The organism is Shewanella sp. Koi 1 (genome assembly GCF_052907445.1).
This window is the reverse complement of sequence record NZ_JBREJM010000001.1, coordinates 3,731,232-3,746,148: the sequence shown is the minus strand read 5'-3', so window position 1 is coordinate 3,746,148 and position 14,917 is coordinate 3,731,232. Positions and strand designations below refer to the sequence as shown.

Below are 14,917 nucleotides of genomic sequence, written 5' to 3'. Positions count from 1 at the left end.
ATGAGCCATTATCAATGGGTCATTTTATTTTTGATCAGCACGCAACGTTGCTCGGTTTGGCGGGTTTCTAACAGCGTGCGGCGCGTTAGGTTTGATAATCCTGTTTGGGTATCTAATACCTTATCCAAGGCGGCAATACTGGTGTAATTACAGTCGGTTGGGATAAGGTTGCGGCTGTAGCTACGCATAAACACAGGGCCTTTCTTATCCATGTCCGCCAAGTTAGCGAGGCGCTCTTCTGCGGTGGCGGCGCTGAGCAGTTTCTGTTCAGCAGGATAGAGGTTTTCCATGATGATCCGCTGTTTGGCAAACGGCAGGGCGTCGGTGTGCACTTTGCTCAACCAGCGACGTTTGGCAGCGGCTTCTGGGCGGATAACCTGTGCGGCCAATGCGGCCTTTTCACCCGAATCCGAGTTATCGCGGGCGGCTTCCTGGGTAATACGTTGCTGCGCATTTGGGAAGTCATAGCGATTCAGCTGAGTGATGATGGCCCAGCGGAGATCTTGGTCTAGGGTTAAGCCCTTGATTTTGGTTGTACCATCCAGCAATTGCGCTAAGTGACGCAAGCTGTCGCGATCGCCCGCTAACTGAATATAGGCATTGAACCAGCGGCGCTGGAAGTCATTGTCGCCTCGGCTCTCCATGGTTTTGCGAAGGCTCATTTGCGCTAAGCCTTTGACCGCATTTTCAGCATAGTTTTGCTGAATCGGCGCGATTTGCGCGAGGTATTCTTTGCTGCGCAGCAGAGTCGAAATAATCTGGCCGACTACAGTGTAGTCATTTTCCGCAGGGGCGTTGACGAACACTGTGCTTAAGTATTGATCTAGGCTCAGGTTGCCTTCACGCACGCTGTCCCACAGGCTTTGCCACAGCATGGAGCGCAGCAGTGGATCTGTAACACGGCTTAACTGTTGCTTAGCGGTGTCGAAGGATTTGTCATCGAGTTGCACCTTTACAAAGCCCCAGTCATCGTAGTTGGGGTAAACCAAATCTGGACAACGCTCGCCGACCAATTGTTTCACCTCGGTGCGCTCACCCTTATAGGTGACGGCGACCGTGGTCTCATGTCTTAAATCGAAGCGTCCCTTAGTGAACAGGGCGATTTGGACTTTCTGCTCCCTGAGTGTAGGCAACTCGCTGCTTGCAGGATACTGCAACAGGCTAAAATCGCTGATGCGGTTACCGTCACAGCGGTATTCGGCCTTAATAGTGTTAACCCCTGCGCTGTAGAGCCAATCTTTCGTCCAGGCGCTTAAGTCACGGCCCGCCGATTTAGCTAGGCTATTGATAAAGTCATCTAGCTCGGCATTTTGATAGCTGTATTGCTTTAAGTAGTTACTCACGCCTCGCTGGAACACTAGATCGCCGAGTAAATGGCGCAACTGCTTGAGGGTCGAGGCGCCTTTTTGATAGGTGATGGCATCGATATTATCGAAGGCGTTTTGCGTGGTCGCCACGGGCACTTCGATGGGATGCGTTGTCACTAGGCTGTCTTGCTCATAGGCACGTTGTTTGCCTTGGGCGTAAAAGCTGCGCCAGGCATTGGTGAACTCGGTGGCCTCTTGAGTCGCGAGCGTACCCATAAAGGAAGCAAAACTCTCGTTTAGCCACAAACCATTCCACCACTTCATTGTGACCAGATCGCCAAACCATTGGTGTGCCATTTCGTGCATAATAACGCCGGCTAAGCTTTGTTTTTGCTCGGCGGTCATAGCGGCTTTGTGGAGGAAACGATCTTCGGCGAAAGTGATGGCGCCAGCGTTTTCCATTGCGCCGTAGAGGAAATCAGGCACTAAGAGTTGGTCGTACTTCTTAAAGGGATAAGGAATACCGAAATAGGCATCAAAGAAGGTTAAGCCTTGTTTGGTATAGGTAAACCAATCCTCTGGCGTGACTTGGTTCGCCACCGATTGGCGCGCGAAGAGGCGCATCGGATAGCGGCCAGAGTTGTCCTGCCACATATGGTACGGACCTGCATGCATCGAGAAGTTATAAGGGCTTAACTTAGGTGTTTCAGGAAACTCCCAACGATTCATGGCCCCAGCTGGTGTGACTGAGGACTCGCGCATGGTGCTGATCACTTGCCAGTCTTTCGGCGCGGTCACGCTGATTTTATAGTTGGCTTTCAAGTCGGGTTGGTCGAACACCGCAAACATTTGCTGCGCAGCGGCAGGCTCAAAATGTGAATACAGGTAGACTTTGCCATCGACGGGATCTTGGAAACGGTGCAAGCCTTCACCATTGGTGCTGTGGGGGCGAGTAAATTGCACTTCAATGGTGTTGTCACCCGAGGACAGCAAACGAGTATTCAGGCTGATATAGGCGCCGTTGTAGTTGGGGTAAACCGCGGTGCCGTTGATCAAAAAGCGCTTAATTTGTGCTTTATTCAAATCGAGACTCAATTGCTTGGGCACTTCGCTGAGATTGAAGTTGACCTTAGTCGTTGCGCTAAACTCAGTGTCGCCAGTCAGTTGAAAATCCAGCTCATAATGCACATTCGAAATCACCTGTGAACGTAAGCTTGCCTGATATTGGCTGATATAGGGGCTTGCATCCCTTGGGCCCGTATTTAACGGACTTTGGACGGCGCACGACATGAGTGCCGAGCAGGTGATGGCAACTAGGCTGGCTTTGAACAAATTCACGACTTCAATCCTTCAACGATTTACTTTATTTATGGCTTGGATGCGGCGCAGGCTGGTAAGTTTAGGCTCTGTGGCCTAGTAAACTTATCCCCATTTGAAAGCGGCACCCATGCTGGGTATTTTGGCCGAGTACACTACCTTATTTAGCTGGGATAACCAATGTTAAAAATGTAAAAAAAAGCCAGCGAAAATGCTGGCTTTTTTTGAGTATTTCGGCTTTAGCCCATGGGGCTTAGCGGGATTACATGCCTAAGAAAGACTTAGACTTAGTCTTACGGATTTCTTTTTCGTCAGACCATTCGATCAGGCCTGTTTCTAAGTCCATCAGACGCATAGTCATCTTGTAGTAAACGTCTTTGGTGCTGCCATCTTGCTTAACGATGCTAGACAGGTTGCCATACAGCATGTATTGGGCGCCGATTTGACGGCCAAACTTGATGGCGGTTGATGGGTCAACCATACCGGTATTGTTTTGGTAATCCAGTTGCTTACGAACTGAATCTACCTTTGTCATGTCGATAAAACGGAACTTGCCTGAGCGCAGTAACTTGTTGCTGATAGAGTCGGTCACAGACTCTGTATCGATATGCTCAGAGGTTTTGTTTTTGATGCTATCGACAAACAAAATTGGGCGGTTGTTCGCCGTCATAGCCACGATAGGTGGGAAAGTCATCATGCTATCGACCATCTTAGCGGCGATGGCTTGCAGATCCGTTGAGCCAAAGTTTTCGTTAACGGTTTCCACTTCTGTGGCATCGCCATACTCGACTTTCGATTGACATGCAGCCAGACCCATTACGGCAGCCAGCACAAAAATCAGTTTAAATTGTTTCATAGTCAGTTCCATTTTGTGATTGTAAAAACTTAATGACACTCGTTTTATTCAAACATTCACCGCTAGGTTAAATGATTATTGAATAAATTCGGGTGTAATTACCAGTATCAATTGCCCAGACCAAGGTGGTCTTGCCTGCGGCAACTTCAATTTTGGCCGGTGGAGCCTTGTCCAACTGCAGCGTGTATTCCCCGGGATTGAGGTAACGTCTGCCAATTTGCGCCTGTTTTGGCAGGGTCAACCAACTGCGGCGATCCGCCTGTTCGCTGACCACGTTAAAAATCTGCATGGCGATACTGCCAATATCGGCGGCATTGTTGCCGGGCTTACCGCTTTTTTCGACCTGATAGGCCATTTCTGATTTGGCATACACCCGCGCGACTTGTCGTACCAAGGTGCCGGGTAAATCTTCCTTGAGTGCGTTAATTGCTAAGGCATCGATATTGGCGATGGGCTCGGTTTTCAGCACTGTACCTAAGCCTTGTACTTGGGTCTCGGCGACAACACTATTGTTCGGCCCATAGGTGGCCAGAGACACGGTTTGCCAGTTGCCATGGATAGTGAAGGGCACTGTGAGCGCTTGTTTTTCAGGTACAAAGCCCTTTTCGACCATTAGGATGACTTGGCCTTCGCCCGCCTTGGGAAACTTGGCATCGCCCCAGCGCTTTTTAAACTCATCGTACTGTGGCATGCCGAGTTGCTTGGCAAGACGCACTAAATCCTGTTGCAGATAAGTGTTATCCGGGCTGATTTGTGCCGCTTTACGATAGTCGATAAAGGCATCGTTTGGCTCGCCCAAAACCTCGTGGAGCAACCCCGTCGTGTAGTAGCTGTAGGCGTTGAGGAAGGAGCTGGTTACCGTGCCTGCGGCTTGGCCGAGCTTATTCATTTCGGCATCTATGGTGCCATTGGCCATGGCCTGCACGGATTTTTGTGACTTCTGATAACGCTCCTGCTCAGAGCTTTGCAGCTCGTTACTGCGGCGAACTTCCACTAAGGCGCCTTGATAGTCACCGCTGAACAGGTAATTCAAGGCTTGATATTGGTGCAGCATAATGCGCTCGTAGCCTGGGCCACGGTAGGGGATGGCATTATCGTTTAATACCAAGCTTGTAGCGGTTGCGCCTATGTCGCTGGCGCTAATCTTGGCTTTATCATCGAAGGCTGTATAGGCCTCGACCGCTTGCTGGTAGTACTTACGGCTGCTGGCAAAGTCTCCGGCAACCTGCGCTACACGTCCCGCTTCTTGGGCGTAGAGTAGGCCATCATTACCTTGGATATTGCTGGCTAATTTCTCGATATCCGCCATGGGCGTTGCGGTATTGAGTTCTTGTTTTATCGGTGCAATTTGCGCCGGATAATTGATAAAAATACTGTTATAGGCACAACCGCTCGAGCCTAAGATCGCGGCGAGCATCAGCGTGCTGAGTGTGGGTCTGATTAAAGAGTGAATGAAGGTGCTATTCATGCCTGTGGTTTACCTTCTCGCGCCATGTGTTTTTGTTCTGGCATTTGTGAACGCTCAAGCAAAGTGATCCCCTGAAGATGATCAAACTCATGTTGAAAAATACGTGCAATAAAACCTGTTAACTCAGAGCGTTGCCATTGTCCTGCCAGGTTTTGATAGCGCACTACTATCTGCTGGTGGCGCCAAATTGTAAACCTTTGTCCGGGAACCGATAAACAACCTTCTTCACTGCTGACTAAATCCGCAGAGGCAGACAAAATCTCTGGGTTGACCACCACAACGGGGTCCATCAGCGGCGCATCGGGGTAACGCTCGTTCGGCCGAGAAGCCATGATAAACAGTGCCAGCGGGCTGTGTACTTGCGGTGCGGCAATACCAACGCCTTTAGCGGCCTCCATGCTCACTGCCATCTGCTCTGCTAATTGACTCAAGGCCGTATCGAAGTCGCGAACTTCAATGGCTTGCTCTTTTAAAATGGCTTCACCCACCACGGCAATAGGCAGTGGCTGACTGGGTGTGGGTGATATCGCATCTTTAAACATCGCATTCCTTGGATATTTATGGGCCATGGTGTCGTTAACGGATGGGCTTATCCGCTATCACATTAGTAATGGGGTGGCGGCGTTTCTTCGGCTTGGGTCGCAATATTGCTGGGTTCCATCGCTTTTAATTTACCAATCAATAACTGAATTTGATGTTGCTGATGGGCTATGAGCTGGTTCAGCTTAATGACCTCTTGGTTTAACTCTTCGACCGTGAGCTCTTGAAAAGCCATTTTCATTTGCAGCTCTTCAATCTGTTCTTGTACGCCTTGCATGACTAACCTCTACTCCTGCCAAGTCTCGACTAAGCCTTGGCTACTGATACTAACCACTTTATTGGTATCTCGAATTGCCACAGAGTATACAACGGCTCCTCGGTTTTGGCTGTTTTTAGTCAGCGCAATTTGCCACTTAGCAATAGGTTTACCCGTTTGGCGTTGCCAGAGTATGACTTCGCGCGCGGGCGTCCCTGTGAGCAGCTGGCTGTCTTGCTGGGCGAAACGCACCGCCGAGAAGGTCATTTGCCTGCGTTTAATCTCTAATTGATTTAATAGCTTACCATTGGTGTTATCCCAAATCTTCGCTTCATTGATACTGCCATTGGTAAAGCTTAATGTGCCACTGTCGTTGAGTGCCACCTTAGTCACCCGACTTCCTATATCCCAAGTGTGGATTGGCTGCCCCGTTTGCGCCTGCCACAGGATAGCCTGCATGTCGTTGGAGCCTGAGAGGGCAATGCGTCCATCGGCGGAAAGCGCGACGGTATTCACCCTTTCCTTATGGCCTAAAAATTTAATCAATGCCGTTTTGGCCGCATTGAGTGACATCACACTGCCATCGTTTAAGCCTATGAGTAGGGCGCCATTATTCGCCACGGCGACACTCTCACCCGAGGCGGGCAGCGACCACCATCCTCGGGATTTGCCGTCGGCTATTGTCCATAGGGCAACTGAATCGCGGCTTAACGATGCGGCGAACTCACCGTTAGGGGAAATGGCGGTGGCCGTGACGCCGGTATTCAGATCGCCATGCACCCATTGGTACTTGAGGCTGTGGGTGGTTAAGTCCCAACATTGCACCCCTTGGCTTTGGGTGGCGACAATGGCGATATTGCCGTCGCTAGAGAGGCTCGCGCTGTATGAGGGTTCCTGTGAAATGACTCGAATATCATCGGCTTTGGGCTGACATGCCGCTAAAAAAAGTGTGCAAAATACCAGCAGTAGGGTTTTCTTCATGAACTTGCTCCTAAAGTTGGTGTCTCTAGTCCGGTAGAGTGAGATTAATCACAGTTAACACATAACAGAATCTAGTTGGTATAACCCAGATAACTAGTATACAGTTGTCGCGCTTAGGTTATTGTAACCGCTTGAGGATGCTGAGGAAGCTTTAATGAAATCGATTTATAAATTATCGTTAGTTGCATTGGCTGTTATTGGCCTATCTGCTTGTAATCAAGAAGAAAAAGCAACAAACGCAAGCACAAATGTTGAATTAACGACTGAAGCACAAAAAGAAGCCTACAGTGTTGGCGCTTCAATCGGTCGTTATATGTCTGGCCATATCAAAGAGCAAGAAGAATTAGGCCTGCCAGTTGACCGTGCGCTGATCGTAACTGGTTTTACTAACGGTCTGAATGATCAACTGAAATTAACTGAAGAAGAAATGCAAACCATTCTTCAAGGTTTAGATAAAAAGTTAAACGACAAACGTACAGAACAAGCTAAAGCCATTGCTGCGAAAAACATCGAGGATGGTAAAAAGTTCCTCGAGGAAAACAAAGCTAAGCCTGGCGTAGTGACCACTGAATCGGGTCTGCAATACGAAGTGTTAACTCCAGGTTCTGGTGACAAGCCTGCGGCTGAAGACACTGTAGAAGTGGATTACGTAGGTACACTGCTTGACGGTACTGAGTTTGATAGCTCATACAAGCGTGGTCAAACGGCTAAGTTCCCATTAAACCGCGTTATTCCCGGTTGGACCGAAGGCGTACAGTTAATGCCTGTCGGTGCTAAGTACAAGTTTGTTATCCCTGCAAACTTAGCTTATGGCGACCGCGATACTGGTACTATTCCACCAAACTCAACCCTGATTTTTGAAGTTGAACTGAAATCAATTGAGAAAGCACAAGCTGCTCCTGCTGCTGAGCCTGCTAAAAAGTAATTTACTGTGATAACGGCTTAACTTGGGTTAAGTCGTTCACTGATAAAATACCGCCCCACACAGGGCGGTATTTTTTGCACTCGAAATGACTAAGCAGTGCTGCAATCGATACAAATAAAATCATGGAGGAGTTTGTTTACCCGTTTTATACCATCTCGCAAATGACCCACTGCCAAGCTTTTTAAATCGAGCTAGCGTTTAAAAGACGGATAAGGAGTATTCGTTTTTCAACGAATAATATTTCAAAATAATGATCGAATAATTAAGTTTTAAATAAATTGCGATGATTTAAATTATCGAAAACGCTTATATTATTCAGGATGGTGTACTTAAAAATGTCATCAAAATATCACATTTATTTTTTGATTGTTATTTGTTCGATTTCACTCTGGTATATCACTGTGATGTCTTTATCTTACTTATTGTTTTCTTACTGCTTAATACTTTTGTGTTATATCACTGTTCTGAATAAAAGACAGTTTTGTTTGTAAAATTTCATTTCCATCAATATCTTATGCGTGCATAGTGAGATCTTCCCCTCTTTTTTTAGCAATTCAACTCTGGAATAATTCGCCCGCACGTTAATAAAAATTAGCGGCGATATTATAATAATGGGGTTGATAATATGGATAATGTTAATAAGTTAACGGCTATATCTTTAGCTGTGGCCGCAGCTTTGCCAATGATGGCAAGCGCTGATGTGATGATCACTGAATATGTTGAAGGTAGCTCAAACAACAAAGCTATCGAGTTATATAACAGCGGTGATACGGCAATTGATTTGGCGGGTTATAAACTCGTTCGTTATAAAGATGGCGCCACTGATGCCTTAGATATGCAGGTATTAGATGGACAAAGCATTGCGCCAAAATCGACAAAAGTCATTTTAAACTCAAGCGCAGTCATTACCCTTCCTCAAGGTGTCGATAGTTTTTCGGGTTCTTTAAGTTTTAACGGTGGCGATGCGGTTGCCTTAGTTAAAGATGGCGCTGTGGTCGATATTATCGGTGACGTGCCAACGCCGACTGGTTGGGGGCTCGATGTCACCCTTAAGCGTAAACTCGACGCATTAGTCGCTAACACTGTCTTTAATCCTGCCCAATGGGAACAATTACCTAAGGACACCTTCACCGGTTTAGGTTCGCTAGAAGGTGCAGCAGAGCCAGAAACACCAGTCTTTAGCTGCAGCGGCGCGAAAATCGTCCCTATTTATCAAGTCCAAGGCGCGGGTGAGTCTAGCCCTTATGTTCCAGTTGGCGCATTCGAGTCTGAAACTGAAGTGACTGTTCGCGGTGTAGTGACTGCCCGTGGCGAGAGCTTATTCAAAGGTTTCTACCTTCAAGAAGTGAAGGGCGATAACTCGCCATACACCTCAGACGGTGTGTTCGTGTTTTTAGGTGAGAATCCACCAGAAGCGATTCAACCTGGGGTTGAGGTCTGCGTTCAGGGTAAGGTGAAGGAATACTTCGGCTTAACCCAAATCGATATCAAAACCGACAAGAAATTCGAAGTCGGTACCAAGGGTGAAGTCCCTGCTGCTGCGCCATTCTATGTGGCCGATGGCGAAACCTTAGCGCAGGCATTAGAGCGCTACGAAGGCATGAACGTGAAACTGGATGCGGGTAGCGATCTGAAGATCAGTCGTACCTTCAGCTACGATTATGCTGGCCGTCGTAATAATATGCTGGTGTCTTACAAAGCGCCGTTGATGAAGCCAACTCAGCTTTATCCTGCAGTATCTCCAGAAGCGACAGCTTTAGTTAAATCTAACCTTGAAAATCAGTTGTTTATCGAGTCTGACTACAAGCCAGCCGATGGTGTTATCCCTTACTTCCCTGATTTTAACGTCGAAACCGGTTATATCCGTGTGGGTGACCAACTGACTAATCTTGAAGGGGTGATTGGTTACAGCTATGGTGCCTACCGTTTAGTGGCAACTAACACCATTACCGCTGGTGACTTTATCCGTGGTGATGACAGAACCGACGCACCTTCGGTTGCAACTAAGGGCGATATCCGTGTTGCTAGCTTTAACGTACTGAACTTCTTCAACGATGTTGTCGGTGGTGACACTAACCCATCGGGCAGTAACCGCGGCGCTTTGACCGAAGAGGAAATGTTACTGCAACGCGCGAAAATCGTTAGCGCTATCACCGCCATGAACGCCGATATCGTCGGTTTAATGGAAATCGCTAACAACGGCTTTGGTGAAAAGAGCGCAATTAAGAACTTAGTTGATGCCTTAAACGAGAAGCAAACTGCTGAAAACGCTTATAGTTTCGTTGAAATCACCGATGAAGATAAATACGACGGTAAGTACTTCGGTAGCGATGCCATTACAGTGGGTATGCTTTACCGCGCAGGCAAAGTGAGCTTAGCGGGTGCGGCTCGTACTATTGATACGCCAGAACAACACGCTAGCGCTGGCAGTGTGACTCGCACTAAAGACGGTAAAACTGAGACCAACCCAGGTAACGATGCTTATCAACGTCACAGCTTAGCGCAAACCTTTAAGATCCATGATGAAAACTTAACCGTTGTGGTTAACCATCTAAAATCTAAAGGTTCAGGCTGTCTAGAAGATTGGGTCAACTTCGAAGAGTCAGTCGATCCTGCCGATCAACAGGGCAAGTGTAACGCCTTCCGCGTGTCAGCGGCTAAAGTGCTTGGCGAAGCTTTGAAAGATGTTAAAGGCGATCTGCTGGTGATTGGTGATATGAATGCCTACGGCATGGAAGACCCTATCCGCGTATTGACCGACTACGATGCGAGCAAGTCTGACAGAGATATTATGACCGCCTCTTGGACCACCTTAAATGGCAAAGTGTTTGAGCGCCAAGGTAGCAAGATTGAGAAGGGCTATGGCCTAGTTAACCTCAATACTAAGGCCCATGGCGCTGGTACTTACTCATACAGCTACAACGGTGAGTTAGGTAACCTCGACCATGCCTTAGCAAATACTAGTCTTGCTAAGCGTTTAGTGGATATCGAAGATTGGCATATCAACTCGGTTGAATCTAACCTGTTCGAATACGGCAAAAAATTCTCTGGCGCACTGGCCAAATCTGAGAATGCTTTCTCAGCCTCTGACCATGATCCAGTGATTGTGGCATTAAGCTACCCTGCGCCTGTTGAGCCACCAAAACCTGAGCCAAAACCCAAGGATGATGGTGGTGCATTAGGATACTTAGGCTTAGCCTTGCTATCGCTATTCGGCCTGCAACGCCGTCGCCGTTAATCGAGTGATTGCACGCTCACAACTGAGTTTGTGAGCTAAACTCAAAGCTAAGGGATGGTTTTACCATCCCTTTTTTATGGCACTGTTGTTGTGGGACTTTATGTACCTTGATCACAAGGAGAGCGGACATGGCAGCGACTGGCTCCGACCATGCAATCGGCGTGGCAAAAGCGCCACTGTGGTTTTATTTTGTCGCATTCATCAGTTTGTTATGGAACATCATGGGCTTATTGGCATTTGTTATCCAAATGACCATGACGCCTGAGGCCATGGCGCAAATGAGCCCAGATCAAATAAAGCTCTATGAATCGACACCCGCCTGGCTCGACTGTGTGTTTGGGTTTGCGGTGGTTTCTGGCGTTATAGGTTGTCTGTTATTACTCGTTAAAAAAGCCTTTTCTTATAAAATGTTGCTCGCGTCTCTTGTCGCCATATTGGTGCAAATGGGCTATGTATTTAGTATTCAGCAGGCGGCTGCAGTATTGGGGAGCGATGCCCTTATGATGCCGAGCGTGGTGATCCTGTGGGGAATATTCTTAGCCTGGTTTAGTCGTTTTGGTGTCACAAAGCATTGGTTAACTTAGGCGTAGTGACTCCTTGCCATTATCTGGCTGTTATTAGCCAATGCTTATGTGTTGAACTTCAGTCACTTCTTAGTAAACTGCTAGCTGGTTTTCTTTACTAGGATGTTGAAATGAGTATTTGGTTTAGACCTGTCACCTTAGAGGATTGTGCCCGATTAGATGCTGGTATGGGGGGCAAAGGCACCCTGATGCAGACCCTAGGGATCGAGATCAGCGAGATTGGCGATGACTATATGAAGGCGACTATGCCTGCCACGCCCGCCATACATAACCCCTTAGGCATTGTCCATGGCGGCGCGAACGTGGCACTGGCCGAAACCGTGGCCAGCTATGCCGCAAACTTTGCGGTAGATTTCGAGCAATATTATTGTGTTGGACAAGAGATTAACGCCAACCATTTACGCGCTTCGCGTAATGGCGTACTGACCGCGACGGCTAAACCAGTTCATTTGGGGAAACGCAGTTCGGTGTGGGAAATCTTAATCCATAATAGTGCAGGGGAGTTGACCTGTATTTCACGGATGACGGCGGCGGTAGTAAAACGCTAAGAAGGCTCAACCAACCTGTTTAGTTGTATCAATCGATAAATAAGGACGTGATATGGATAGTGCAATGATGTGGGAATGGGTTGGTTATTTGGCATCTGTGGTGGTGGCCATCTCTTTGATGATGTCTAACATCAAAAAGTTACGCTGGTGGAACTTGTTGGGGTCGGCATTGTTCGTTGCCTATGGGGTTGCGATACAAGCTTATCCGGTGGCGGCGGTTAACTTTTTTATCGTGTTAATCGATGCCTATTACTTGGTCGTTATCTATCGCGAGCAGGCGAGTTCTGTCAATGAGTAATATGTAGCACTCTGAATCAATTGAAGTATTTTTTAAGTTTGTCTTAAGCTCAAGTTCTCATTTTTGCCAAGTCGGTTTGCGTTGCGACTGGTATACTCTTTATTCTGTTGCTGGCTATTTCATCACATTCAGGGAGTGAACTTTACTCCCTGAATGATCTAAGTACTCTTCGTTAATCTGAAATGTAGATTATTTGAATCTATATTAATCGTTTTATTGAATTCGTATTTTTGCCTATTCTAACTCCATCGACAACACGTCGCCCTGCCAAGGAGAGAAGCCATGGCCACCATTTACGATTTAATTGAATCTTGGGTTAACACCAATCAAGAATGAGGAGCAAGATATGAGTCAACAGTATTTAACAAGCCAAAGCGGTTCTCCAATTGCTGACGATCAAAACTCATTGTCAGCGGGTGAGCGTGGTCCCTTACTACTGCAAGATTGGCATTTAATTGAAAAACTTGCCCACTTTAACCGTGAGCGTATTCCTGAGCGTGTTGTGCATGCGAAAGGGACTGGCGTATACGGTACTTTCACCCTGACTAAAGACTTAAGCGAATACACCATCGCCGATCACTTTAACGGTTTGGGTAAGCAAACTGAGACCTTCGTGCGCTTCTCTACTGTAGGCGGTGAAATGGGGTCTGCCGATGCCGAGCGCGATCCCCGTGGTTTTGGTTTACGCTTCTATACCGCTCGCGGTAATCACGATATCGTGGGTAACAACACGCCGACTTTCTTCCTGCGTGACGGTATTAAGTTCCCTGACTTTATCCATACTCAAAAGCGTAACCCATTGACGAATTTGAAAGATCCACAAGCTATGTGGGACTTCTGGTCATTAAACCCTGAAGCCATGCATCAAGTGACGATTCTGATGTCTGACCGTGGTATTCCGGCAAACTACCGCCAAATGCATGGTTATGGTTCGCATACTTTCTCGTTCTGGAATGCTAAAGGTGAGCGTTTCTGGGTGAAGTTCCACTTCAAATCGCAGCAAGGCGTGGTGAACTTAACTAATGAGCAAGCCGATAAGTTAAAGGGTATCGACCCTGACTCATCCCAGCGCGATATGGTGGTAGCTGTGACCGACGGTAACTTCCCTCGTTGGACGGTGAACGTACAGATTATGCCTGAGGCTGATGCCAACACTTACCATATCAACCCATTCGATTTGACTAAGGTGTGGCCACATGGCGATTACCCGTTAATTGAGATTGGTGTGTTAGAGCTAAATCGTTTACCGCAAAACTACTTTGCCGAAGTCGAGCAAGTGGCATTAGCCCCGAGCAACTTAGTACCAGGTGTGGGCGCATCGCCCGACAAGATGTTGCAGGCGCGTTTATTCGCCTATGCCGATGCGCAGCGTTACCGAATTGGGGCGAACTACAACCAGTTACCCGTAAACTGCCCACATGCGACTAAAGCCAACCATCACCAACGTGCGGGAGCCATGGCGGGAACACAATGCCCGTACCACGGTAGTCAAACCGGCGGCGATGCCGCGGCTAACTATGGTCCAAACAGCACTGCGGGTGCTTTAGTTGAACCGGCAAACTTTGCCGAGCCACCACTGCGTTTAGATGGCGAAGCGGCGCGTTACAGCCGTTACAATCAGGATGATTACACTCAGGCGGGTAATTTGTATCGCATCTTCAGCGAAGCCGAGAAAGCACGCTTAGTGGAAACGATTTCTGGCTCACTGCGTCAGGCAAGTGTAGAGGTACAGCAACGTATGCTGGCACATTTCCACAAAGCAGATGCCGATTACGGTCAACGGATCCAAACTGCTCTCGGGTTATAAGTTGATTCGTTAGCCCCATAAAAAAAGGCCAGTGTTATCACTGGCCTTTTTGTTTATCTTCATTTTATCAATTAGTTAACCATTAAGGTTGCTACGCCGAGCAGGGCAAACAAAATTGCGCAGCCTCTGTGGATCCACTTCATTGGTAATTTTTCGGCACTAAAATGTCCCGCAATAACCACTGGGACGTTCGCTAGCAACATACCCAAAGTAGTACCTGCAACCACCATGGCTAAGGCATCGTATTTAGCGGCTAAAACGACAGTTGCGATTTGGGTTTTGTCGCCCATTTCGGCGATAAAGAACAGAATAAAGGTCGCAACAAAGGGTCCCATCTTATAGAAACGGCTCTCCTCGGCGTCCACTTTATCGGGGATCAGTACCCAGAGTGCAATCGCAAAGAAGGAGGCGGCAACCAAGTAGCGTGCTACATCTGGGCTCACCCAGTTAATCGCCCATTGTCCAAGCCAAGCGGCGGCAAAATGGTTAAACAGGGTTGAGAGTAAAATACCCAAGATAATCGCAGTTTTATTTTTAAATCTTGCAGCGAGTAATAGGGCAAGCAGTTGGGTTTTATCGCCAATCTCGGCGATGGCAACCGTAAAGGTTGAGGCGAGTAACGCTTCCAAGTGTGATCCTTTTAGGGGTGGTTTTTGACATAAGCACAATAGACCGTCCACCCCTAGGTGCGGTTACTGTGCTCAGGTCTTGCAGGACAAATCGATGATTTGCTGTGAACACCATGGCATGCGGCCAAGTATGTTGATGTTCACCCTGAATATCGATGGCTCG

13 protein-coding genes are annotated in these 14,917 nt (G+C 47.7%); 6 read left to right on the top strand and 7 right to left on the bottom strand.

The genetic code is table 11. The features are described 5' to 3' along the window. Positions 1-11: 11 nt before the first annotated feature. The 6 genes from pepN to ACUZ8J_RS16530 form a co-directional block, all read right to left on the bottom strand. The gene (gene pepN / locus ACUZ8J_RS16555) at positions 12-2,645 is read right to left on the bottom strand and encodes an aminopeptidase N (RefSeq protein ID WP_446694392.1); all 2,634 of its coding nucleotides are present in this window, start codon (positions 2,643-2,645) and stop codon (positions 12-14) included. Positions 2,646-2,886: 241 nt separating this feature from the next. Next, positions 2,887-3,480, bottom strand: coding sequence for a penicillin-binding protein activator LpoB (gene lpoB / locus ACUZ8J_RS16550; RefSeq protein WP_007645693.1), 594 nt, complete (start codon positions 3,478-3,480; stop codon positions 2,887-2,889). A gap of 67 nt (positions 3,481-3,547) precedes the next feature. Next, positions 3,548-4,948 carry a COG3014 family protein gene (locus tag ACUZ8J_RS16545; RefSeq protein ID WP_446694391.1) on the bottom strand — a complete coding sequence of 467 codons (1,401 nt, stop codon included), beginning with the start codon at positions 4,946-4,948 and terminating at the stop codon, positions 3,548-3,550. Then, entirely contained in the window at positions 4,945-5,490 is a 546-nt protein-coding gene (gene def, locus ACUZ8J_RS16540; RefSeq protein WP_446694390.1) for a peptide deformylase, read from the bottom strand. The genes ACUZ8J_RS16545 and def overlap by 4 nt, the downstream gene beginning before the upstream one ends. A 62-nt stretch (positions 5,491-5,552) precedes the next feature. Beyond that, positions 5,553-5,765 (bottom strand): SlyX family protein, encoded by a 213-nt coding sequence (locus ACUZ8J_RS16535; protein ID WP_011625380.1) that lies wholly within the window; start codon positions 5,763-5,765, stop codon positions 5,553-5,555. A 9-nt stretch (positions 5,766-5,774) separates the two neighbouring features. After that, the gene (locus ACUZ8J_RS16530) at positions 5,775-6,725 is read right to left on the bottom strand and encodes a WD40 repeat domain-containing protein (RefSeq protein WP_446694389.1); all 951 of its coding nucleotides are present in this window, start codon (positions 6,723-6,725) and stop codon (positions 5,775-5,777) included. Positions 6,726-6,879: 154 nt separating this feature from the next. Between ACUZ8J_RS16530 and fkpA the strand changes: the two genes are divergently transcribed. From fkpA to katB, 6 genes are all read left to right on the top strand, one after another. Beyond that, the gene (fkpA, locus tag ACUZ8J_RS16525) at positions 6,880-7,650 is read left to right on the top strand and encodes an FKBP-type peptidyl-prolyl cis-trans isomerase (RefSeq protein ID WP_011716036.1); all 771 of its coding nucleotides are present in this window, start codon (positions 6,880-6,882) and stop codon (positions 7,648-7,650) included. Between the two features lie 625 nt (positions 7,651-8,275). Next, positions 8,276-10,888 carry an extracellular exonuclease ExeM gene (exeM, locus tag ACUZ8J_RS16520; protein WP_446694388.1) on the top strand — a complete coding sequence of 871 codons (2,613 nt, stop codon included), beginning with the start codon at positions 8,276-8,278 and terminating at the stop codon, positions 10,886-10,888. A 128-nt stretch (positions 10,889-11,016) separates the two neighbouring features. Then, positions 11,017-11,472, top strand: coding sequence for a hypothetical protein (locus ACUZ8J_RS16515; protein WP_446694387.1), 456 nt, complete (start codon positions 11,017-11,019; stop codon positions 11,470-11,472). 110 nt (positions 11,473-11,582) lie between these two features. Then, positions 11,583-12,020, top strand: coding sequence for a PaaI family thioesterase (locus ACUZ8J_RS16510; protein WP_374915729.1), 438 nt, complete (start codon positions 11,583-11,585; stop codon positions 12,018-12,020). A 52-nt stretch (positions 12,021-12,072) separates the two neighbouring features. After that, positions 12,073-12,318 (top strand): YgjV family protein, encoded by a 246-nt coding sequence (locus tag ACUZ8J_RS16505; protein WP_086902120.1) that lies wholly within the window; start codon positions 12,073-12,075, stop codon positions 12,316-12,318. Between the two features lie 346 nt (positions 12,319-12,664). After that, entirely contained in the window at positions 12,665-14,125 is a 1,461-nt protein-coding gene (gene katB, locus ACUZ8J_RS16500) for a catalase KatB (RefSeq protein ID WP_446694386.1), read from the top strand. A 71-nt stretch (positions 14,126-14,196) separates the two neighbouring features. Here katB and ACUZ8J_RS16495 read toward each other — a convergent pair whose 3' ends face one another. Further along, positions 14,197-14,754 (bottom strand): TMEM165/GDT1 family protein, encoded by a 558-nt coding sequence (locus ACUZ8J_RS16495; RefSeq protein WP_041408851.1) that lies wholly within the window; start codon positions 14,752-14,754, stop codon positions 14,197-14,199. Positions 14,755-14,917: the final 163 nt, after the last annotated feature.

Coding starts and splice junctions, on each gene's coding strand:
- lpoB (WP_007645693.1), bottom strand. CDS start 3,480: ATGAAACAATTTAAACTGATTTTTGTGCTGGCTGCCGTAATGGGTCTG.
- ACUZ8J_RS16545 (WP_446694391.1), bottom strand. CDS start 4,948: ATGAATAGCACCTTCATTCACTCTTTAATCAGACCCACACTCAGCACG.
- def (WP_446694390.1), bottom strand. CDS start 5,490: ATGTTTAAAGATGCGATATCACCCACACCCAGTCAGCCACTGCCTATT.
- ACUZ8J_RS16535 (WP_011625380.1), bottom strand. CDS start 5,765: ATGCAAGGCGTACAAGAACAGATTGAAGAGCTGCAAATGAAAATGGCT.
- ACUZ8J_RS16530 (WP_446694389.1), bottom strand. CDS start 6,725: ATGAAGAAAACCCTACTGCTGGTATTTTGCACACTTTTTTTAGCGGCA.
- fkpA (WP_011716036.1), top strand. CDS start 6,880: ATGAAATCGATTTATAAATTATCGTTAGTTGCATTGGCTGTTATTGGC.
- exeM (WP_446694388.1), top strand. CDS start 8,276: ATGGATAATGTTAATAAGTTAACGGCTATATCTTTAGCTGTGGCCGCA.
- ACUZ8J_RS16515 (WP_446694387.1), top strand. CDS start 11,017: ATGGCAGCGACTGGCTCCGACCATGCAATCGGCGTGGCAAAAGCGCCA.
- ACUZ8J_RS16510 (WP_374915729.1), top strand. CDS start 11,583: ATGAGTATTTGGTTTAGACCTGTCACCTTAGAGGATTGTGCCCGATTA.
- ACUZ8J_RS16505 (WP_086902120.1), top strand. CDS start 12,073: ATGGATAGTGCAATGATGTGGGAATGGGTTGGTTATTTGGCATCTGTG.
- katB (WP_446694386.1), top strand. CDS start 12,665: ATGAGTCAACAGTATTTAACAAGCCAAAGCGGTTCTCCAATTGCTGAC.